This is a genomic window from Maccoyibacter intestinihominis (assembly GCF_040096355.1).
Lineage (GTDB): Bacteria > Bacillota > Clostridia > Lachnospirales > Lachnospiraceae > Maccoyibacter > Maccoyibacter intestinihominis.
Genome location: NZ_JBBMEX010000004.1, coordinates 104,792 through 127,440 on the forward strand (window position 1 = coordinate 104,792; position 22,649 = coordinate 127,440).

The 22,649-nt window shown below is 42.0% G+C and carries 23 protein-coding genes; 1 reads left to right on the forward strand and 22 read right to left on the reverse strand.

The window, feature by feature from the left end; translation table 11 throughout:
* Window positions 1-5: 5 nt before the first annotated feature.
* From WMO43_RS05265 to WMO43_RS05325, 13 genes are all read right to left on the reverse strand, one after another.
* Complete coding sequence (locus WMO43_RS05265; RefSeq protein WP_353530404.1) at window positions 6-524, reverse strand: stage III sporulation protein AB; 519 nt, start codon at window positions 522-524, stop codon at window positions 6-8.
* Window positions 518-1,459, reverse strand: coding sequence for a stage III sporulation protein AA (gene spoIIIAA, locus WMO43_RS05270; protein WP_177963508.1), 942 nt, complete (start codon window positions 1,457-1,459; stop codon window positions 518-520). The genes WMO43_RS05265 and spoIIIAA overlap by 7 nt, the downstream gene beginning before the upstream one ends.
* Before the next feature lie 176 nt (window positions 1,460-1,635).
* Window positions 1,636-1,965: a hypothetical protein gene (locus WMO43_RS05275; protein ID WP_353530406.1), complete on the reverse strand. Its 330-nt coding sequence runs from the start codon at window positions 1,963-1,965 to the stop codon at window positions 1,636-1,638.
* An 82-nt stretch (window positions 1,966-2,047) separates the two neighbouring features.
* On the reverse strand, window positions 2,048-2,224 hold the full coding sequence (rpsU, locus tag WMO43_RS05280) for a 30S ribosomal protein S21 (protein ID WP_004054229.1): 177 nt from the start codon (window positions 2,222-2,224) through the stop codon (window positions 2,048-2,050).
* Between the two features lie 129 nt (window positions 2,225-2,353).
* The gene (locus tag WMO43_RS05285; RefSeq protein ID WP_177963510.1) at window positions 2,354-3,025 is read right to left on the reverse strand and encodes a fibronectin type III domain-containing protein; all 672 of its coding nucleotides are present in this window, start codon (window positions 3,023-3,025) and stop codon (window positions 2,354-2,356) included.
* A 96-nt stretch (window positions 3,026-3,121) separates the two neighbouring features.
* Complete coding sequence (locus tag WMO43_RS05290; RefSeq protein WP_353530410.1) at window positions 3,122-4,399, reverse strand: fibronectin type III domain-containing protein; 1,278 nt, start codon at window positions 4,397-4,399, stop codon at window positions 3,122-3,124.
* A 117-nt stretch (window positions 4,400-4,516) separates the two neighbouring features.
* Window positions 4,517-5,818, reverse strand: a complete 1,302-nt coding sequence (locus WMO43_RS05295; protein WP_353530411.1) for a fibronectin type III domain-containing protein — start codon at window positions 5,816-5,818, stop codon at window positions 4,517-4,519.
* Between the two features lie 25 nt (window positions 5,819-5,843).
* Window positions 5,844-8,498: an alanine--tRNA ligase gene (gene alaS, locus WMO43_RS05300; protein ID WP_353530412.1), complete on the reverse strand. Its 2,655-nt coding sequence runs from the start codon at window positions 8,496-8,498 to the stop codon at window positions 5,844-5,846.
* Window positions 8,499-8,516: 18 nt separating this feature from the next.
* Window positions 8,517-8,651 carry a vanadium nitrogenase gene (locus WMO43_RS05305; protein WP_353530413.1) on the reverse strand — a complete coding sequence of 45 codons (135 nt, stop codon included), beginning with the start codon at window positions 8,649-8,651 and terminating at the stop codon, window positions 8,517-8,519.
* 56 nt (window positions 8,652-8,707) lie between these two features.
* Window positions 8,708-9,226: a ribonuclease HI gene (rnhA, locus tag WMO43_RS05310; RefSeq protein WP_353530414.1), complete on the reverse strand. Its 519-nt coding sequence runs from the start codon at window positions 9,224-9,226 to the stop codon at window positions 8,708-8,710.
* Between the two features lie 24 nt (window positions 9,227-9,250).
* On the reverse strand, window positions 9,251-10,021 hold the full coding sequence (locus tag WMO43_RS05315; RefSeq protein WP_434784168.1) for an MBL fold metallo-hydrolase: 771 nt from the start codon (window positions 10,019-10,021) through the stop codon (window positions 9,251-9,253).
* Window positions 10,018-11,307: an amidohydrolase gene (locus tag WMO43_RS05320; RefSeq protein WP_353530418.1), complete on the reverse strand. Its 1,290-nt coding sequence runs from the start codon at window positions 11,305-11,307 to the stop codon at window positions 10,018-10,020. The genes WMO43_RS05315 and WMO43_RS05320 overlap by 4 nt, the downstream gene beginning before the upstream one ends.
* Complete coding sequence (locus tag WMO43_RS05325) at window positions 11,308-12,147, reverse strand: purine-nucleoside phosphorylase (protein ID WP_177963517.1); 840 nt, start codon at window positions 12,145-12,147, stop codon at window positions 11,308-11,310. It lies immediately after the preceding gene.
* Window positions 12,148-12,317: 170 nt separating this feature from the next.
* Between WMO43_RS05325 and WMO43_RS05330 the strand changes: the two genes are divergently transcribed.
* Entirely contained in the window at window positions 12,318-13,691 is a 1,374-nt protein-coding gene (locus tag WMO43_RS05330) for a uracil-xanthine permease family protein (protein ID WP_353530420.1), read from the forward strand.
* Between the two features lie 72 nt (window positions 13,692-13,763).
* Here WMO43_RS05330 and WMO43_RS05335 read toward each other — a convergent pair whose 3' ends face one another.
* From WMO43_RS05335 to WMO43_RS05375, 9 genes are all read right to left on the reverse strand, one after another.
* Complete coding sequence (locus tag WMO43_RS05335; protein WP_177963766.1) at window positions 13,764-14,315, reverse strand: phosphatase PAP2 family protein; 552 nt, start codon at window positions 14,313-14,315, stop codon at window positions 13,764-13,766.
* Window positions 14,315-15,157, reverse strand: a complete 843-nt coding sequence (locus WMO43_RS05340; RefSeq protein ID WP_353530422.1) for a P-loop NTPase — start codon at window positions 15,155-15,157, stop codon at window positions 14,315-14,317. Before WMO43_RS05340 ends, WMO43_RS05335 begins: the two co-directional genes overlap by 1 nt.
* Window positions 15,158-15,261: 104 nt before the next feature.
* On the reverse strand, window positions 15,262-16,749 hold the full coding sequence (spoIVA, locus tag WMO43_RS05345) for a stage IV sporulation protein A (protein WP_353530423.1): 1,488 nt from the start codon (window positions 16,747-16,749) through the stop codon (window positions 15,262-15,264).
* A 71-nt stretch (window positions 16,750-16,820) separates the two neighbouring features.
* Window positions 16,821-17,369: a ferritin-like domain-containing protein gene (locus tag WMO43_RS05350; protein WP_353530425.1), complete on the reverse strand. Its 549-nt coding sequence runs from the start codon at window positions 17,367-17,369 to the stop codon at window positions 16,821-16,823.
* Window positions 17,370-17,437: 68 nt separating this feature from the next.
* Window positions 17,438-18,373 (reverse strand): diacylglycerol/lipid kinase family protein, encoded by a 936-nt coding sequence (locus WMO43_RS05355; RefSeq protein ID WP_353530426.1) that lies wholly within the window; start codon window positions 18,371-18,373, stop codon window positions 17,438-17,440.
* Window positions 18,374-18,387: 14 nt separating this feature from the next.
* Window positions 18,388-19,869: a 4-alpha-glucanotransferase gene (malQ, locus tag WMO43_RS05360; RefSeq protein ID WP_353530428.1), complete on the reverse strand. Its 1,482-nt coding sequence runs from the start codon at window positions 19,867-19,869 to the stop codon at window positions 18,388-18,390.
* A complete protein-coding gene (locus WMO43_RS05365; protein WP_353530430.1) occupies window positions 19,866-20,888 on the reverse strand; it encodes a LacI family DNA-binding transcriptional regulator in 1,023 nt (340 codons plus the stop codon). The genes malQ and WMO43_RS05365 overlap by 4 nt, the downstream gene beginning before the upstream one ends.
* Window positions 20,889-20,908: 20 nt before the next feature.
* Window positions 20,909-21,745 carry a carbohydrate ABC transporter permease gene (locus tag WMO43_RS05370; RefSeq protein ID WP_177963759.1) on the reverse strand — a complete coding sequence of 279 codons (837 nt, stop codon included), beginning with the start codon at window positions 21,743-21,745 and terminating at the stop codon, window positions 20,909-20,911.
* A complete protein-coding gene (locus WMO43_RS05375; RefSeq protein WP_177963758.1) occupies window positions 21,745-22,587 on the reverse strand; it encodes a carbohydrate ABC transporter permease in 843 nt (280 codons plus the stop codon). The genes WMO43_RS05370 and WMO43_RS05375 overlap by 1 nt, the downstream gene beginning before the upstream one ends.
* Window positions 22,588-22,649 lie beyond the last annotated feature (62 nt).

The window sequence follows — 22,649 nt, forward strand, 5'->3', positions numbered from 1 at the left end:
CTCCTTTACAGTAACACGATAATCAGAAGCAGTCCCCCAAAGAGACAGACACTCTGATATACCTTCTGCTTATTTTCCCGTTCCTCCCACATCTTTTGAATCTTCTCTTCCACGCGGTTGATGTACATTTCCACAGAAGCGATCTGACTTTTGCTGTCCACCGGCTCTAACAGTCTGCCCATATCTAAAAGGATTGCAAATTCCTCCCGATTTAAAAAAAATGACCGTCTGTGTGCCTCAAAACACTCTCTCCAAAGCCTCTCCACTTCCTCTGTCTGGTGATACAGGATTTTTTCCGTAAACTCCATCAATGGCGCTTCAAAGGGTGCTCCTGCTTTCTTTGCCATGTCTGTGACAGCCTCTGCGATCGGAAGCCTGACATATTCTAACTGCTTTTCAAAGATGATCAGCATTTCTTTCATTGCTAAAAGCTGCCGCTCCTCTTCCCGAAATCTTTCTAAAAAAGTCAGACATCCGCCCACCGAAGCAGTCAGGATCAAAACACTTCCTAAAATCTTTAACATATTTTTTCTAAGTTCTCATCATAGATATGGAACCTTCTCCTGCCATTTTCTGCTTTTTCTAAGAGGACGATCCTGCCAAACATCTGCTGTTCTAACATTTCTTTCAGGTATTTTTTTCTCGAAAGCTCTTTCATATCGTAAGCATGTACGGTCCCGATAATACGGCTGCCCGAATAGATTGCCTGCTCCATTGCCCGACAGTCCTCCCTGCTTCCGATCTCGTCTACCGCAATGATCTGCGGTGCCATCGAACGCAGCATTAACAGCATTCCAAAGGATTTTAAACAGCCGTCTAAGACATCACTTCGGATCCCGATATCGTTTTGCGGAATTCCCTGACGGCAGGCAGCAATTTCGGAGCGCTCATCTATGATACTGATCTTCATTCCATGCAGCCTGTCCGAACCGTTTGACAGAATCCGGATAGCATCTCTTAAATAAGTAGTCTTACCGATTCCGGGAGGCGAAACGAACAGGGTATTATAAATACTGTTCCTATGTATCAGATATGGGATGATGTCTTTTGCACAGCCACGTTTTTCTCTTGCCACACGGATATTCAAAAAATAAATATTCGACAGGCTTAACACCTTACCACCGTCCATCACTACTTGTCCTGCCACTCCGATGCGGTGTCCGCCCTGCATGGTGATAAATCCCCTCTTCATCTCATCCTCATAGGCATAGAGTGAATAACTGCTGATGAACTTTACCATGCTTTTAATATCCTCTTTCGTGGCACAATAGGCATTTACCTGGCTTCGTTCTAATCTGCCTGTTTCTTTTTTTAAATACCACTCTTCATTTTCCATATGAAAGATCACAGGCTGTCCGATCCTGATACGGATTTCCTCTAAGGTATTTTCTTTCATCGTAACTTTTTGCAGTGTTTCCCGCAGATGCAGCGGAAAGATATGAAGCAGTTCTTCCTGCATAGATGCTCCCTCCTGTCTTTTGGTTTGTCCTTAAAACATTTATATGAGGGGCTTTTGGATTTATGCATAAAAAGAGTACTGCCACGATTTCTCTACGACAGTACTCTCTACATTCATGTCTTTTTTATATTTACATATTTATTTTTTATATTTATTTCCTTCTATTGTTCTTATCCTTACAATCTGAAATAATAGATAGCTGGTGTATCATATCCGCCTTTTGCATCAATATCATAGATCACGAATTTAAAATAATTGTATTTGCCTAATTTCTTAAGATCAACACTGCCCTTATAATCTCCTGTTACAGGATCATATTTGTCAAGCATTGCATTGTTCATAACATTTGTTAACTTCGTTCCACTCTTATATGAGGCATTATTCAGATTCAACGGGATCATTGCCGATGCACAATCTCTTCCTTTTGTATCTGTTTGTCTGGAATTTTTCTGTTTTTTCGTACAACGGAACAAAATAGACCCGGCTTTGTGCAGTTTGCCAATCAAAAAACTTGAAACCGCCTTTTGACACCCTGATCCTATAACGTAAAAAGAGACCATCTTACGATAGTCTCTCCATTTCGCTGTCTTAGTTATATTTACGTTTTCTTGCAGCTTCTGATTTCTTTTTACGTCTTACGCTTGGTTTTTCGTAATGTTCTCTCTTACGAATCTCCTGCTGGATACCTGCTTTTGCACAGTTTCTCTTGAATCTACGTAAAGCGGAATCTAAAGTCTCGTTCTCTTTTACGATTACATTTGACATAGTCTCACACCTAACCTCCCTCCAGTTGTAAATTGTGCTCCAACTGTTTGGGTAATATTTGCACTATTAATTATTATAACAGATAATCCCTGTAAGTCAATAACTTACGGTGTTTTTATTTTCGGATTTTTATTCAATATATATCTTGCCTTCGCCTGCATTATTACTTTCAACATGAAAACCACTCTCTGACTGTCTCATAGGCTCTACCCTTGTAGAATACCCTTCACCTTTCTTCAAATTTTTCAGTGTCAGACTATTCTTTGTGGTATATTTGATATATTCATCGTTATCTTTATAGTAACGCACCTTATAGACATTAGCTCCGGATACTTTATCCCAACTGAGTTTTACCGAATTGGATTTTTTCCACTCATATTTCAGATTCTCTATTTTCCCTTCCGGTTCTGTGACCACTTCTAACGGTTCTGAATATTTTTTCTTTCCGGAGGAATCCACGGAATATATTCTGACATAATAACTGCTTCCCGGTTTCAAATCATGTATATAGGTACTACATATATTATGATTCCTTGTGTCCACATAAATGTGGCCAACTTTCCGGTATCCATCCTGTTTATTTTTTGACACTTCAATGATATAAGGCTCTTCGACCGTTTTCCCTCTCCACTGAATTATGACATTCTCATTCGTGGCATCTGTCTGCTGAAACTCTCCGTCAGCTATAAACTCCACAATTTTTATAACTGCCAATGCTGCTGCTAAAACAATGATGATCACAACAAGCACTCTGTCTTTTTTCTTATCCGGTTCTTCCTTTTTTTCTAATAATTCTTCCATACCCGACTCCTGTTTATCAATTTTTCCTATTCTTTCTCCCAATTTCAGTAAAATAACGTGTAAAAGACAAATGCCTTTTACACGTTACTACCGTTCTTATTTCTTGTATTTGAGCTTCCAGCAATAATTTGCATTACCTGCTAACCCGGAAACATACTTATTGCCGACCTTTTTTTGTGGTGCAATATAGAAATAATAAGTTTTTCCTGATTTCAGCTTACTTTTACCGCATTTTTTGATGACGGTTCCAGTCTTTGTAGTTGTCTGGAATTTCTTATACCCGGAATCCTTCTTATTAGAAACATATACTACATAACGGTTTGCACCTTTAATCTTATCCCAATTGATCTGAATTCCTTTTTTGCTCTTATTATTCTTTGCTTTTGTAACATCCGGCTGTGGGCTTACATATTTCCAGGAAGACCAGCCGCCATACATTTTCTCATTCTTACTATTTAAAGCATATGCACGAACTCTGACCTTATAGAAATTATGCTTCTTTAATGCAGACGTCTTGATATAAGTCTGAGGATATGTTGAACTTGTGGTTACCGTTTTAATCTTAGAATCCTTATCCTTATATGCGGTGTAAAGCTGATACTGATATCCGTCTGCACACTCTATTGTAGAATTTCTTACAGAAATTTCCGATAAATTCTGCCAATAGTAATTTACCTCTACACCACTCACGTTAGAAGGTTTTACAGGAATACCCAATTTAGATATACTACTATCTGACCACGCAACAGTCGTTCCATCGGCATATTTCCTTCCTCCGGTAATGTAAACCGTATATGCTTCATTTTTTGCAAGTTTTTTCAGTGAGATACTCGTCCCGGTAGTTACACACTTCATTGCTTTTGAACTGTCTGTATAATACTCTACCTGATAAATATCTGCTCCCGGTACAGCTGACCAATTCACAGTAATGGAATTCGTTGTAGATTTTGTATGTGTAAGTGTAGCCGGTGCCTTATCAGGTGCAGTCACCACCTTAACCGGTGCAGAGGTGTCTCCCCATATGATCTCATATGTATCATCATCTTCCACAAATGGAGTTATCCGCACATAATATGTCTTTCCTGCTTCCAGATTACTTATCCATGTTGGTGATGAATACTCATTTTTATCCACCACAATATAACCTGTAGACGGCTGTTCCGAAATCTCCACCTTATATCTTGTATCACTGCCTCCTAAACAGGACCAGCTTACCTTTACAGATGTAGACGAACCTTCAATCTGCTTTAACCCTGTAATAGGTGATGGTTTACTTGCTGCTTTTACTGGAAATGCAGTGATCAGAACTAATGCAAAGGCTGCTGCTAATGTCAGGATCAATCTGTTTCCCACATTTTTGAAACTCTTTCCCATAGTCTCCTCCTTAGTTTTTATTTGTTTTAATTAATGCTTTTTTATTTTAACAAAATAACGTGTAAAAGACAAGCTATCTTTTACACGTTATTCCTGTTTTTCTGATATTTTCTGTTTTTAGTAGGTCATTGACCAACGTTTTGTGGCATTTCCTGCTGCACCTGACTGATACTTATTGTCTACCTTCTTCTGTGCCACTACATAGAAATAATAAGTTTTTCCTGATTTCAGCTTGTTTTTACCATACTTTGTGATGGTCGTGCTGTTCTTTCCGGTTGTCTGGAACTTCTTATAACCGGAATCCTTTTTTGTAGAAACATATACTACATAACGGTCTGCACCATTGATCTTATCCCATTTGATCTTAATTCCCTTTTTAACCTTCTGTTTCTTTGTAACATCCGGCTGTGGGCTTACATATTTCCAGGAAGACCATACGCCATAAATCTTCTCATTCTTGCTGTTTAAGGAATAAGCACGCACTCTTACTTTGTAAAAATTATGGTTTTTCAAAGCAGATATCTTCATGCTTGCTGACACCTGATTCGAAGAACCCGGATTGTTCTGGTTTACGGTAATACTCTTAACCTTTGTCTCTTTATCCTGACCTTTGTATGCAGTGTAAAGCTGATACTGGTATCCATCCGCACATGCTTTTGCTTTGTTTGTAATACTGATCTTTGACAGGTTCTGATAATATCCGCTTACTTTGATGCCTTCCACTTTTGTGGATTTTACCGGAACATCGTATTTGGTATGATAGTTGCCCCATGCTCTTCCCGTGCCATCCGTATATTTCTTTCCGGCACGCACCTTGATCGTATATCTCGCATCTTTGGAAAGTTTCTTTAAAGTAACACTGTTTCCTGTTGTCTCTTTTGTAAATTCATTGGCTGTACCGGACTGGCTGTAAACAACCTGATACACATCTGCTCCCGGTACTGCTGACCATTTGACCTTGATCGTATCTGTTGATGATTTTACATGTGTCAGACTTGCCGGTGTGCTATCCGGTGCGGTCACAACCCGCAATGGCCGGGATGTGGTTCCTGTGACTGTTGTATATTTACCAATCCCTTCCATCGTATATCTAATTGGTGTAATCCGAACATAATAAACCTTTCCTGCCCCCAACTTAGTCAAGGTCACAGATGCAGAAGACTGTGGTCTCTTATTATAATCAGTATATCCGGTAGACAGCTGCTCAGATGTTTCGATTTTAAAACGAATATCACTTCCCGGGCAGGACCAAATGATTCCTACTGAGTTAGTGGAAGCATCTGTCTGTTTTATATCTTTTACTAATGGCATATTACTGCTGTCTGCCTTTACCGGAACGGTTGTCACAAGCATTAATAAAAATGCTGCTGCAAATGTCATGACAAATCTGCTCCAAACACTTTTTGAACTTTTCTTCATAGTTTCTCCCTAAACTTTTGACATTTTATTTTAACTGCTCTTCTAATGCACTCTTTGCCTGTGCTAATGCATCTGCGATTCCGGCCGGATTTTTTCCGCCTGCCTGTGCCATATTCGGACGACCGCCGCCACCGCCGCCAACGGTTTTTGCAATGGCTTTGATCAGATTACCTGCATGAGCACCGGACTTCATTGCTGCATCGGTTGCCATGGCAACAAGGTTAACTCTTCCGTCACATTCGGATGCTAATACGATAACACCTTCACCCAGCTTTTCCTTTAACTGGTCGCCTAGATCTCTTAAGCCGTTCATATCCACACCGTCTGCACGGACTGCTAACAGCTTGGTTCCCTTCACTTCTTCTACCTGATCCATCACATCGCCAAGTGCTTCTTTCGCTGCCTTGCTCTTTAAGGATTCATTCTCGCTCTGAAGTGCTTTCATCTCTGCCATCAAGTGCTCTAATTTTTCTACCAGACTCTGTGGGTTTGTCTTTACTAATTTAGAAGCCTGCTCTAAAGTGTCCTCTAAGGTGTCGTAGTAATGGAATACTCCCTCGGAAGTCAGTGCTTCAATACGGCGTACACCGGCTGCGACACCGGATTCCGATACAATCTTAAATGCACTGATATTGCTTGTATTGTCGACATGTGTTCCTGCACAAAGCTCTGTAGAAAAATCTCCCATGCTGACTACGCGTACACTCTCACCGTATTTTTCTCCAAAGAGTGCCATTGCACCGGTCTTTTTCGCCTCGTCTAAGGACATGATCTTCGTTTCAACAGGAAGTGCCTCGGCAATTTTTTCATTTACCAGAGCTTCTGTCTTTGCGATTTCCTCCGGAGTCATTGCTGCAAAATGTGAGAAGTCAAAACGAAGTCTCTTATCATCTACATAGGAACCATGCTGTTCTACATGGGTACCTAAGACTTCACGCAGTGCTCTTTGTAATAAATGGGTCGCACTGTGGTTTCTTCTTGTCAGGGAGCGTCTCTTCTCCTCAACTTCTAATGTTGCAACATCACCGGTCTTTAACATACCGCTGACCATCTTTCCGACATGACCGATCCTTCCGCCACGCAGCTTGATTACATCTTCTACCTGGAATTTTCCATCCTTTGTTGTGATAAATCCGTGGTCTGCACACTGTCCACCCATAGTTGCATAAAATGGCGTCTGCTCTACGATCACAGTTCCCATATCACCATCGGAAAGTGCTTCTACGATCTCTCTTTCTGTGGTAAGAACCGTGATCTTTGACTCATGTACTAATCTGTCATAGCCGACAAACTCACTGGTAATGGAGGTGTCAATCTCATCATATACAGTTGCATCTACTCCAATATAGGTGGTCTCTTTTCTGGAACTGCGGGCTTTTTCTCTCTGCTTTTCCATGCATTTTTTGAATCCCTCTTCATCAATGGTAAAGCCCTTTTCCTCTAAGATCTCCTGTGTCAGATCCATCGGGAATCCATAGGTATCATATAATTTAAATGCATGCTCGCCGGAAAGCACCTTCGTACCTGCTGCTTCCATTTCTTTTTGCATGTCCTCTAAAATACCAAGTCCCTGATCGATCGTCTTATTGAATTTTTCTTCTTCCTGACTTAATACCTTTAAGATAAAGTCTTTCTTTTCCTCTAATTCCGGATATCCGTCTTTACTCTCTGCAATGACGGTCTTACTCAGCTCTGCCAAGAACTGTCCTTCGATACCCAGCAGTCTGCCATGTCTTGCTGCACGGCGGATGATCCTGCGCAGTACATATCCTCTTCCTTCGTTTGATGGCATAATTCCATCGGAGATCATAAAGGTTGCAGAACGGATATGATCGGTGATCAGACGGATCGATACGTCGTCTAAAGCATCGGTCTGATAGGTCTTATGGGAAATCTCGCAAATTCTATCACGGATTGCCTTCATCGTATCAATATCAAATACGGAATCCACATCCTGTACTACGACTGCAAGACGCTCTAATCCCATACCGGTATCAATGTTCTTGTTCTCAAGTTCTTCATAGTTGCCATGTCCGTCACCGTTGAACTGGGTAAACACGTTATTCCATACTTCCATAAAACGGTCGCACTCACAGCCCACTTTACAGTCCGGACTGCCACAGCCGTATTTTTCTCCACGGTCATAATAAATTTCAGAACACGGACCGCAAGGACCTGCACCATGCTCCCAGAAGTTGTCACATTCTCCGTTTTCATCACGGTAAAAACGTGTGATCTTCTCTGCCGGAACACCGATCTCTTTTGTCCAGATGTCGAATGCCTCATCATCTTCTCCATAAATAGAAGGATAGAGTCTCTCCGGCTCCATACCGATGACTTCTGTTAAAAATTCCCAGCTCCATGCGATTGCCTCATGTTTGAAATAATCACCAAAGGAAAAGTTACCAAGCATCTCAAAAAAGGTCAGATGTCTTGCTGTCTTACCAACATTTTCAATATCTCCTGTACGGACACATTTCTGGCAGGTTGTCACTCTTCTTCTCGGTGGGATCTCCTGTCCTGTAAAATAAGGCTTTAACGGTGCCATTCCCGCATTGATCAACAGTAAACTGTTATCATTATGCGGAACCAGCGAAAAGCTGTTCATTACTAAATGTCCCTTACTCTCAAAAAACTCCAGATACATTCTTCGGAGCTCATTTACACCATACTTCTTCACGATCTGTTCCTCCAAAATCTATTTCTCGTTTGCTTCTGATTTTGCATCCTTGCTCATTCTCCATTTTTTTCCGGCAAACACACCGGCGACTGCAAGAATTACAAATACAACGAATTTAATAAAATACTGCAGAAAACTTGCTAAAAATGCCATATTATTTCCTCCATCTTCTATAAAACACTATGTTTTATCATATCATAGGCAATATCTTATTTCAAGATGTCACCCAGACCTAATTGCTCATTTTTTCCACTTTCCAATTCCATGTCATCTAAAAGTCCGCTTCCATCGGCTGCCGTGGTTGCCAACGTGTCACAGCGTTCGTTCTGCGGATGTCCGTCATGCCCTTTTACCCATACAAACCGAACTTCGTGTGGCTGCATCACTTCTAACAGCCGTTTCCACATATCCACGTTCTTAACAGGCTTCTTGTCCGACTTTTTCCAACCGCGTTTTACCCAGCCACCGATCCAGTTCTGGTTAAAGGCATCGACTACATATTTAGAATCCGAATAGACCGTAACCTGACACGGTCTGTTCAATGCCTCTAAGCCTCGGATGACCGCTAAGAGCTCCATGCGGTTATTTGTCGTCTTTTTATACCCTGCTGACAATTCCTTTTTATGCAGTGTCCCGCTTTTATCTATATAGTGCAGCACCACGCCATATCCTCCCGGTCCGTCGGGATTGCCTCTTGCTGCCCCGTCTGTATACATTGTGACTTCCATTTTTGTTCTCCTTATCAATAATATCTATAATTCAAATATCTGGTTCTCCTCCCGGATATCCATAACCTTTTTTGCCAGTTCCGGTTCTCCCGCCAAAATCAGTTTCTTTTTATATTGCGGGATCAGATCGTATCTTCCCCACAAATGCATTGGGAATACAGCATCTGCATCCATAGTATGCAAAAAATAGTCGATTCCATTCTTATACCTCTCCTCTAGCCGCATATCCATCACTACAAATGCAGCATCCATATGGACTCCTAAAAGCGGTTCTAACTCCTTTCGGAATTCTTCTCTCATTCTCCGGCGGTATGCCTCATCGTGCATCTCACCCTTTCTGACATACCAGCTCCAGTCGTTTAGATCTCCTGCATGAAAGATCGTCTTTCCACCATAGTGTACCAAAAAAGAGACTCCTGCATCATTCGAACCGAGTGCCTGCACCTTTAACTCTCCCATATCATAGGTTTCGCCCCGTCTTGCAGTAATCATCCGCTCTTTTACGGAAAAGTCAACGCCGTTACGCTCTAAATATTTCCTGTTAAAACGCATATCGTTTCCTAAGAAAAATACCATGTCCGGGTATTCCATTCCCCATTTTAAAGACTCTAACCAGAAGTGGTCACGATGTCCGTGGCTTGAAAAAATATAGTGTTTTTTATAGTTAGAAAAATCAGGAAGCTCCCCTTGAAAGTCCACTTCCGGAGTTCTTGACTTATCAAAGTAGTCGAATAGCAGCAGGGTATCCTCGATCTCCACTGCAAAACAACTGTGCATTATATAGATGATCCTCATTTCATTCTGCTCACAATCTCATTTGCTTTTTTATAAATCTCCTGCGGTTCTTCACTGATAAAGAACTGCCCATCCTCATAGAGGATCTTTCCATTGACCATTGTTAATTTTACATTCTGCTTGCTGCCGCTGTAAACCAGATTTTTTGTAAGATTATGCTCCGGCTGCATATTCGGCTGCATCAGGTCCATTAAGAACAGATCCGCTTTTTTCCCAACTGCCAGACAGTCGCAGTCTGACAATCCCATTGCCTTTGCACCACCTGTCGTTGCCATGTACAGCACATCGTTTGCATCCATGACTGCTGCATCGTGTTCTCTTAACTTTGCAAGACCGGTTACTAAAAACATCTCCCGGAACATATCCAAACAGTTGTTACTTGCCGGACCGTCCGTGCCGATCGCCAGATTGATCCCTGCCTCCTGCATTTTTTTCAAAGGAGCGATCCCACTTGCTAATTTCAGATTAGATGCCGGATTTGTGACAACCGATAAGTTCCGTTTTGCAAAAATATCTATATCCTCATCGTCAAACCAGATGCAGTGATATCCGCCACCGCCGTAACGATAGAGTCCCATTTCTTCAAATAACTGTGTCGGAGATTTGCCATAACGCTGTCTGCACTCCTCTACTTCTCTTTTTGTCTCGGAATTATGGGTGTATACCGGTGCATGGTATTTTTCACTTAATCCTGCCAAACCCTCTAACAGCTTTTTATCCGTTGTATACTCTGCATGAAAACCTAATTTATAACTGCAAAGTTCATGATAATCATTATAGGTTACATACTGCTCTTCTAATTCTTCTAAAGAACTTGTAAAATTATTCAGTCCACTGACCTGTACGATCCGAAAACCGCAATCCACACATGCCTGTATCACTTCTTTCGGATAAATGTACATATCAAATGCAGAGGTAATTCCGCTTGTTAAATATTCCATAATGGCTATTTTTGCAAAGATGTATGCTTCCTCGCCTTTTAGCTTTGCTTCATTTGGAAATACCTGCTCATTCAGCCATTCCTGCAATGGAAGGTCATCTGCCATAGAGCGTAAAAATGTCATTGCGGAGTGTGTATGCGCATTTTTAAATCCCGGCATCAGCAGATTTCTCTTCACATCGATCTCACGGTCCCATAAGATCACATCCCCCGGCTCTTTACAGACCGAGGAAACATCCTCTCCATCTCCGATATAGCAGATCGTATTTCCGCGTACCCAGAGTTCTCCCTCTGTGATATCCATGGTTTCTGTCAGTATTCTCGCATTGTAAAACCTGATATTCATCTATTTATTCAGCTCCTTATGCATTTTTAACACAGACTCATGTAACAGACGACGGATATATGGTGCCGCTTTTGCCGCGTTCTCCTGCACTTCCTGATGGGATAACGGATTTTCCGACATTCCCGCTGCCATATTGGTGACACAGGAAATTCCGCAGATCTGCATTCCCATATGATTGGCCGCGATCGCTTCGCATCCGGTGCTCATGCCGACTGCCGATGCTCCTAATATTTTTGCCGCACGCACTTCTGCCGGCGATTCATAGTTCGGACCTTTGAACTGGCAGTAAATCCCCTCTTTTAAGTCTAAACCGATTTCTTTTGCCGTCTGTCTTAAAATCTCCTGCAGTTTTTTATCATAGATCTCAGACATATCCGGGAAACGGACTCCTAATTCTTCTACATTTTCTCCGATCAGCGGAGAATCCACAAACATTGTAAGCTGATCGGTGATCATCATAATGTCGCCTGCCGCAAAACCATCCCCAAGTCCGCCTGCTGCATTTGTTAAAAATAAAATCTTTGCTCCTAACATTTTCATCAATCGGGTTGGCAGCACGACATCGGACATGGCATAACCTTCATAATAATGTACTCTTCCGTTCATCAATACCACCGGCACATCCTGCATATAACCAAAAATAAATTCTCCCGCGTGTCCCTGAACGGTCGAAACCGGAAATCCTTCGATCTCATGGTAGCTGATCTTTTTCACTTCTTCAAATTCATCGGCAAACTGTCCGAAGCCGGAGCCTAAAATAATGGCAACCTCCGGTACAAAATCGGTCTTTTCCCTGACACACTGATAACATTTTTCTAATTTTTCATAAATAGGATTCATAGGCTTATCCTCTCTTCTTTCTATAGATTTTCGGGCTAATTTTTGTTCTTTTTCCTATTATATCATTTTTTTTATACTTTTACAGATTTACTTTTTTCTTGCAGTACGATTAGAAACCCTATATAATGCTATAGGAGAAAAAATAGTCACACAGGAGAAAGGAGTTTTTTATGAATACCGAAAATGGTGTTATCAAAGATGCCAGATCACTTGGCACACCCAAAATGTTAATCTTAGGTCTTCAGCATATGTTTGCAATGTTTGGAGCCACCATCTTAGTACCAATTTTAGTCAACAGTTATTTCCACGGAGAGGGACTTTCAATCCAGGTTACTTTAATCTGTGCCGGAATCGGAACTTTATTTTTCCATTTCTGCACCAAGATGAAAGTACCTGCGTTTTTAGGTTCCTCTTTTGCTTTTCTTGGAGGATTCGCTACCGTTGCAGAACTTGACAGCGGTATTTTCGCTGATATGTCTTATGGTGAAAAATTACCATATGCCTGCGGTGGAATCGTAGTTGCAGGACTTCTTTACTTAGTCTTGGCACTGATCATCAAATTAGCCGGTGTAAAACGTGTTATGCGTTTCTTACCGCCTGTTGTAACCGGCCCGATCATCATCTGTATCGGTTTAAGCCTTGCACCAAGTGCGATTTCAAATGCTTCTACAAACTGGATCTTAGCATTGATCGCTCTTGCCGTTATCATTATCTTCAACATCTGGGGAAAAGGCATGTTTAAGATCATCCCGATCCTGATGGGTGTTGTAATTTCCTATGTTGCCGCAGTCATTTTCAACCTCTGTGGTATGACAAACCCTGACGGTTCTGCTATTTTAGATTTTGCTTCTGTCGCAAGTGCAAAATGGATCGGACTTCCACCTTTCCAGATCTGCAAATTTGACATTACCGCAATTCTTGTTATGGCACCGATTGCCATTGCTACCATGATGGAGCATATCGGAGACATTTCCGCTATTTCCGCAACGGTAGATGAGAACTTTATTGAAGATCCGGGACTTCACAGAACTCTGATCGGTGACGGTCTTGCTACCTCCCTTTCTGCTTTCGTCGGTGGTCCTGCAAATACAACTTATGGTGAAAATACCGGCGTTCTGGAATTAAGCCGCGTACATGACCCTAGAGTAATCCGCTTAGCTGCTGTCTATGCAGTTGTCTTAAGTTTTATCCCAAAGGTTTCCTCTATCATCGGTTCTATGCCGGCTTCCATTATCGGTGGTGTCAGCTTCATCCTTTACGGTATGATCTCCGCAATCGGTGTTCGTAATATCGTAGAGAACCATGTGGATTTTACAAAATCCAGAAACCTGATCATTGCAGCAGTCATCTTAGTATCCGGTCTTGGTTTTTCTAACGGTCTGACCTTTACAGTCGGTGGAACTTCCATTACTTTGACCAGCCTTGCCATTGCAGCCTTAGCAGGTGTCATCTTAAATGCGATCCTTCCTGGTAATGACTACTCTTTCGGTGAGGACCCGAAAGCAGACAGACATCGTGGAATTGATATGAATCCAAATGATTAATTTCTGTGATATATAGTAACACAGCATTCAAAAAAGACTCGTTTCAGATTTCTCTGAAACGGGTCTTTTTTACTATTCACAATTCTCACTGTGCTTTTCTTTTTTCTTTTCAAATATCCAATGCACCGCTAACGCGATCAAGGTTCCCGACACTGCTCCGGCTAACACATCGGTCGGATAATGTACTCCTAAATATAATCTCGAAAAACTGATCAGCACCGCTAATATGAGTGCCGGTATCCCGTATTTTTTCGGAAGCTGCAAAAACAGTATCACAGCGGCTGCAAAAGAAGCCGCCGTATGACCGGATGGAAACGAATAATCACTCTGCTTTTCTATGAGTCTGGTCAAGCCCTCCACCACTTCATATGGTCTTGTTCTTGCCACGACATTTTTTAAAAACAGATTGTTGACCACTACTGAACCGACTAAGGATGCCGCACACATGGCTCCGGTTCTCCTCTGCTTTGGGATCAGCAAAAGTATTACTGTCAGAAAGATCCAGAACCATCCTACATTTCCAAGTTTTGTAATCTGCTTAAAAAACGGTGTCAGCCATGACACTCTCAGATTTTCCTGTATCCAAAGCAACAGGGAGGCATCCAGATGAAACAGCCACTCCATTAGATATTTCCTATCTTTTCAACGCCTGCCTCTAAGTTCGGATTTTCTAACTCAAAAAATCTTCCCTCATCTGCTGCCTGTGCATATTTCGGGTCAAGCGGAAGTTTGCCCAATACATCAATGCCAAGTTCTTTGGCAACTTCATCAATGTGGCTTTCTCCAAACAGCGAAATTCTCTTACCGCAATCAGGACACTCGAAATAGCTGTAGTTCTCTACTACTCCAAGCACCGGAATATGCATCATTCCTGCCATATTATATGCTTTTTTTACGATCATCTGTACCAGTTCCTGCGGAGATGTTACAATGACAATCCCATCTACCGGAAGTGACTGGAATACGGTCAACGGTACATCACCGGTTCCCGGAGGCATATCAACAAATAAATAGTCTAAATCGCCCCAGACAACATCACTCCAGAACTGTTTTACGGTTCCTGCAATGACCGGTCCTCTCCATACCACCGGAGCCTCTTCGTCATCCATTAGAAGATTGATGGACATGATCTTTATTCCGTCCTCTGCCTCGATCGGATACATTCCCATGTCATTTCCAACTGCCGGACCATGTACTCCAAACATCTTAGGAATCGAAGGTCCTGTGATATCTGCATCTAAAATTCCTACAGAATAACCTTTTTTACGCATCTGTGCTGCTAAGGATGCTGTGACAAAGGATTTTCCAACTCCGCCCTTTCCGCTAACAACTCCAATTACTTTTTTTACGGATGAATACTGGTTCATATCTGCCGCAAAACTTGTTTTCTGTCCGCTGCCGGAACATCCTTCACAGCTTTCCTTAGAACAGCTGGATGCGCTGCTGCACTCTCTATTTTCTGCCATACTTTTTTCCTCCTGATATCCTTATCTTAGTAAGCATCATTTTTTATAACATAATGCCTGCATGAGGTAGTATAGCCCATTTATTTCTTTTTTTCAATCTTTTATCAAATAATAATACATACCAGTCCGCCGTTGGAATCATTGACGATCTTCTGCATGGTATCCTGAAGTTTTAACTGGCTTTCATCGTCCATCATAGAGATTTTACTTCGGATTCCATCCTCCATGAGTTCACCAATGGATTTTCCAAAGATGTTGGTACTCCATACTCCCTCTTCCGTATTCTGACTGTCCTTGATATATGCGATCAGATCATTTGCCTGTTCCTCGCTGCCGACAATCGGTGCCACTTCCGTTTCGATATTTGCTTTTATCATATGGATGCTTGGAGAAACGGCTTTCATTTTAACCCCATATTTATTTCCATGCTTGATCAGTACAGGCTCTTCTAAGGTAATGTCCGAGAGTCCCGGATTAACAACACCGTAACCCTTCATTTTGACCGAGTTCATGGCATCCTCTACTTTTTCGTACTCTTTTTTCATCTCTGCTAACTCTTTGACCATGGATATCAGCTGGTATTCTCCATGGATCTCTACTCCGGTCAGCTCACTCATATTTTCATAGTAGTATTTGTCCTCTACGTCCATTCTTAAGTTCACGCTACCTGCCGCTAAATCCATTTTTTCTAATTTGACCTGTTCAATATAATCCCCTTCTGTTTCAAACGGATAGTTCATCAGGTCTTTAATATATGTAATGTCTTTTAAAAATTTCCTGGCATTCTGTACCATGCTCTGCTTCATCGGAGCACCCAGTTCTAACATTTCCACCCATTTTGGCATATAAAAATTCATGCGTACCACCGGGAACTCATAGAGGATTGCCTGTAAAATCTTAGAAATATCTTCTTTTTTTAACTGCTCACAGTTTACCGGCAATACCGCCACCTGATATTTTTCCTGCATCTGCTGCGCAAGTTCTTTTGTCTCATCGCTGTACGGCTTCGTAGAATTTAAAAGTACGATAAACGGCTTTCCGAGTTTTTTTAATTCATTGACGGTCTTTTCTTCCGGTGCCGCATAATTCTCTCTCGGAATATCTGTAAAAGTTCCATCTGCCGCGATTACGATCCCTATTGTGGAATGTTCATTGATGACTTTTTTCGTACCGATCTCTGCCGCCTGTGTGAATGGCACTTCATAGTCAAACCATGGTGTCTTTACCATCCGCTCCGCATCATTTTCCATATGTCCGCTGGCACCTTCAACCATATAGCCGACACAGTCTATCAGGCGTACTTTTACCTCGGTTTCATCCTCTAAGCGGATCTTTGCCGCCTCTTTTGGGATAAACTTCGGCTCTGTGGTCATGATCGTCTTTCCTGCAGCTGACTGCGGCATCTCATCAATGGTTCTCTCCCGGTCATGCTCGTCATTCATATAAGGAAGTACCATCTGTTCCATAAAACGCTTGATAAACGTTGATTTTCCTGTCCGGACTGCGCCGATCACACCAAGATAGATTTCGCCTTTGGTGCGGGCGCTGATGTCTTTGTAGATGTCAAAGGATGATGTGTTAAAATTGTCCATGAAAAAACTCCTCCTGTATGTGCTATTGCATTTATATGTGGAGGAGTTTTCGTTTATGATAGATTTTCTGCCTACATTTCTTTTACTAACATCTGTAACATCATAATATGGTATTCTTCATCTTTGATGATCCTTGCTAATACGGCATTGATATAATTGTCTTTTATCATCCGCATATGCATGCGGTACTGATAGATCGCCCCTTTTTCCGATTCTATATCCGCTAACAGCATCTTTTTCGCATGTTCCGGTATATCGATATACTCCGGTGTCCATAACTGCTCTTTTCCATTCCGGTGTCTGACAGAAAAATCGATGGTTCCGCCAAGCAGAAAGATCAACTGTCCTAATTTTTGCAAATGTATCATCTCTGCCATGGCTATCCCAAGGATGGTCTTTGCCATGTCGCAATTTCCGCAGGAGAGACGATTCTCGTTATTGATATACTGTGTGATCGCTGACATCTCCGATACGGAACCGCAATAGTCAAAACTTAATATATTCGCATAGTCTTTATTTTTCTTCCTGACCTGGATCGGCGGATAGGGAAGATTCATCATGATCGGCTGCACATCCCGAAAGTTACATGTATCCGGCAGAATATTTTCATTTTCCTGCATAAGAAAACCTCCAATATACACTTCTGTATCATAGTATATTGGAGGTTCTTTTAAAATGTGTCAGGTACTTAGCACAAAATCCGCAGTTTTCCCTTTTCCGCCTCGAACCGGATATCCGTGCGATAACCACAGAATTCCCCATCGGAATGCACGACTAACGGTGTATCGGAATGGATACGGACACTCTTTGTATCCTTTAACCGCAGCCCCTGAATTTTTTTATGTTTTTTCAATAGAAGTCTGAGCAGCATCCGCGGCATTTTTTTCTTCGGTATGTCCTCTACGAATATGACAGACAATAACCCGTCATCATTTTTTGCATCCGGTGCCATCGGAACACCACCACCCTCATAAGGCTGGTTCATAGCAGCTGCAAAGACCATATCCTTTAACTCGTAGCTTTCTCCGCCTTCAAATTCTATGTAAGCATCCTGTACCTGCAAAGCCCGCATACTCTTTACGGTCAATATCAGATAGACTAATTTTCCAAGTCCGATACGGTTTAAAAACGTCTTTAACTTTGCATGAAGTGCCAGCTCACAGACTAAGGCATCAAAACCGATCCCTGCACTGATCGCATACAGACGGCTCTGCCGGATGCCTCTGTCATCCGCCCATGACACTCTTCCTAAATCCATGTATCGTGCCTGTTCTGCTTCTAAGATTCTCTGTAATGCCTCTAACGGATCTTTTGCACTGATCCCAAGTCCTCTTCCTAAGTCATTTCCGGAACCGGATGGGATATAGCCAAACGTGACTTTTTCAAAATGCTCCATGCCGTTGATGACTTCATTTGCCGTACCATCCCCTCCAACGACAATAAGACGGATATCTTTATCCGCCTTATTACATATCATTTTTGCCAGTCTGGTTGCATGTCCCGGGTATTCTGAAACATATGCCTTATAGGCAACCTCCCTTTGATCTAACTCCAATTTCAGCTGATGCCATGTCTTAGCTGCTTTCCCCGTACGGGAGGTCAGATTTACAATAAAATAATACATTATATTTGTCTTCCTTATCTTCTAAGACGTCCATATAACTCCGTCTTATGATGTAATTTATTTGCGAGCGGAGCATTGATCTGTCCCGGAAGTGCTCTCCACGTCCAGTTACCCCCTAACGTAGACGGTATATTCATTCTGGCACTGCTTCCAAGACCGATCAGATCCTGCATCGTGACCACAGCAAGATTTGCCGAACTCATCCATGCTCCACACATCATACCCCAATTATAACCCTCTTCTTTTGTCATCCGCAAGTATTCTTTTGCCTTTTTTACACTGTTCTTTGGTGCCTGCTTCATCCAGCCTAAGATCGTATCATTATCATGCGTTCCTGTATACACGACACAATGCTTGTCGTAATTGTGCGGCATATAATCACTGTCATCTCTTGAATCAAAGGCAAACTGCACGACTTTCATGCCCGGATAACCGGAATCTGCCACAAGCTGTAATACCGAAGGGGTCAAAAATCCCAAATCTTCTACGATAATATCCAGTTTTCCCAACTTTTCTTCCACTGCACGAAACAGTTCCATCCCCGGACCGTTTCTCCACACGCCGTTTCTTGCCGTGGTATCTTTGCCCGGAATTGCATAATAGGAGTCAAATCCGCGGAAATGGTCAATTCTTATCACATCATAGAGCGTGGACATCTTACGAAGGCGCATCGTCCACCAGCTGTAACCGTCCTCCCGCATCACATCCCAGCGAAACAGCGGATTTCCCCACAACTGTCCATCTGCTGAAAATGCATCCGGTGGGCAGCCTGCCACATCGATCGGCTCTAAATTCTCATCTAAATAAAATTGTGACGGATTTGTCCAGACATCTACACTGTCACCCGCTACATAGATTGGAACATCACCAATAATGCGGATACCCCGCTCATTCGCATAATTTTTCAACTCACACCACTGCTCAAAGAAAAGATACTGTAACATTTTCCAAAAATCAATCTCATCTGCATAAGTATCCTTTGCCTTAGCAATTGCTTCTGCCTCTCGGAATTTCAGCGGACGTTCCCATTCAGACCACTGTGCTCCATTATGTGCTTCTTTCAATGCCATAAACAGTGCAAAATCATCTAACCAGTCTGCTTCTTTTTCACAGAACTGCCAATACTCCTGTGGCACATTTTCAAAAAAACGCACCTTTGCTTTTCTCAATAAGTCATAACGGTTTTCATAAAGAAGCGCATAGTCCACGGTATCGTCTTTTACATTCCACTGATAGGATCTGCACTCACTCTTTTTTAAGAGCTTCTTAGTACACAGAATATCTAAATCGATAAAGTAAGGGTTTCCGGCAAATCCGGAAGGTGACTGGTATGGAGAATCTCCATAACTGGTCGGACAGATTGGAAGCATCTGCCAATAAGTCTGCCCCGCCTTTTCTAAAAAATCCACAAACTGCTTTGCCTGCTTTCCCATTGTTCCAATCCCATATGGGGATGGAAGGGAGGACATATGCATTAATACACCACTACTTCTCATCCTTCTCCTCCGCTCGTTAGTTTTTTAACACTTTCACCTGTGATCAGATCCACATTGACGGTCTCGTGGATACTGCCCGCCTGGAAATCAATAAAGTTGAACAATATCTCAACTCCCCGGATTGCTAACTCTCTTGCCGGCTGTTTGATCGTTGTCAGCTTCGGATTGTAGTAATCTGCTAACTCAATCCCATCAAATCCGATGACCGAAATATCCTCCGGTACATTGAACCCTTTATCCTTTAATGCCCGGATTGCTCCAATCGCAGTCACATCCGCCATTGCAAAGATTGCCGTAATATCCGGCGCTTTTTCTAACAACCGCACCATGGCACGATATGCACTGTCAAAAGAAAACCGGCAATTCTCATAATACTTCTCTTTGTCAAACTCCAGCCCATGCTTCTTAAAACTTTCAAGACAGCCTAAATACCGTTGCTGGCTCGTATGGGAAAGCGTGATATCACCGCCAAGAATCCCGATGTTTTTATGCTTATTCTCTAACAGGTAATCCATTGCCTGCTTCGCTGCTGCGATATCATCTACCGATACACTCGAAAGATTCTCAAACGGAAGTTCTTTTCCACAGTTTGTGATCAGGACTCCCGGCACTTCGATCTGTTCATATTTTTCTTTAAAGTTCGACGGATTTCCCCCTAAAAACAGGATTCCCATCGGTTTTCGTTCTCTGCATAAGATCAGTGCCTGCTCTACCTCATTTTTATCCTCGTCCATGTAACAGACCTCTGCAGAGTACTTAGTCTCTTCTAACATTTTTTGTACTTCTTCCACGATATTGGCAAAAAGCATATTCGACGTACCTTTTACCAATACCGCAATATTTTTACTCGTACTCTGCTTCAAATGTTTTGCATTATTGTTCGGTATAAAATTATAAGCCGCTACGATCTCACTGATCCTTTTTTTCGCTTCCGGACTGACATCCCGTCTGTTATTGAGTACCCTCGATACCGTACTTACGGAATAGCCCGATTCTTTTGCAATATCTTTTATGGTCAATTTCTTCCCACCAATCTCTTTTATCCTTTTACAGCACCTGCTACTACACCTTCAATGATATATTTCTGGCATGCCATATAGAATATGACAATCGGAACAATGGAAAGTACCAGCATTGCCATTAATGCTCCAAGGTCTTTATTACCATTGGTTCCCACAAGCATCTGTATTACAACAGGAATCGTCTTATATCTGGTACTGATCCCGATGACCAGATAAGGGAGCAGAAAGTCATTCCAGATCCACATTACATTTAAGATTGCAACGGTGATCGCCGTAGGTTTTAAAATCGGAAATACCACCCTGAAATACGTCTGCAGCGGATTGCATCCATCGATCATTGCCGCCTCTTCGATTTCAAGCGGAATGCTTTTTACAAATCCCGAAAACATAAATACGGATAGTCCTGCTCCAAATCCCAAATATAGGATACACATTCCAAGCGGATTTCTCAAGTGGAATTTATCTGCTAAGTCTACCATCGTAAACATTACCATCTGGAATGGAACCACCATGGAGAATACAAACAGATAATAGAGCACGGATGTGGTCTTACCTTTTACTCTTGTCACATAGTAAGCTGTCATCGATGTAAAAAAGATGATCAGTACCACGGAAACGATCGTTATGAAAAAGGACCATCCTGCCGCTTCGATCAGTCCTGTCTGCTCTAAACCGTTGGTATAGTTCGTCAGTCCTGCAAACAATTCACCCTTTGGCAGTTCAAACGGCTGTTTGCTGATGTAAAATTTTCCTTTAAAAGAATTCAGTACAATAAAGTACAGCGGATATAGGACAACAACGGTCAGTATACCTAAGATCACATAGATGAAAATGTTCGCTTTTTTCTTTCCCATTACTGCTCTACCTCCTTCTTTCTGGTTGCATATAACTGGATCACGGAAATTGCCGTTACGATGATAAAGAACAGTACTGCCTTCGCCTGACCGACACCTTCCTGACCGACCTTACCATAGAAAGTCTGATAAATATTTAACGCAAGCATTTCTGTCTTATGGAGCGGAGCACCTGCCGTTAACGATAAGTTCTGGTCAAATAATTTGAAACTATTTGACAGTGTCAGGAAAATACAGATCGTGATCGATGGCATGACCATCGGTATCTTAACCTTAAAGAGCGTCTGCATATGAGTTGCTCCATCGATCTCTGCCGCCTCGATCAGCTCTGTCGGGATATTCTGAAGTCCTGCAATATAAATGATCATCATATAGCCGATCAGCTGCCAGTTCATCAAAATGATCAATCCGACAAATCCATATTTAAACTGTGATACGATCGTTGTTCCGTATTTAAACAATACGGCATTGATCATCTGCTGCCATGTATATCCAAGAACGATACCACCAATTAAGTTCGGAAGGAAGAACACCGTCCTGAAAAAGTTGGTACCTCTTAATTTTCTAGTTAATAACAATGCAATGCAAAATGCAAATACATTCACGGTAATTACGGAGATTACGGTAAACGCTGCCGTTACCCAAAATGAATAAGTAAAATCCTGTGAGGTCAATGCTGCCTTATAGTTCTCTAAGCCTACCCAGTGTGCGTTTCCCACTGTGGTAAACTTACAGAAAGAAAGATATACCCCTTCGATAAACGGGATAATAAATGCAAAAGCAAATGCTATCAGCGTCGGAACCACAAAGATTGGAAAATATCTTTTTAACGTCTTTTGCATAATATACTCCTTTTTTAAAATTGCTCCGCAGCCAGGGCTGCGAAGCAATTAATGAAACCTGT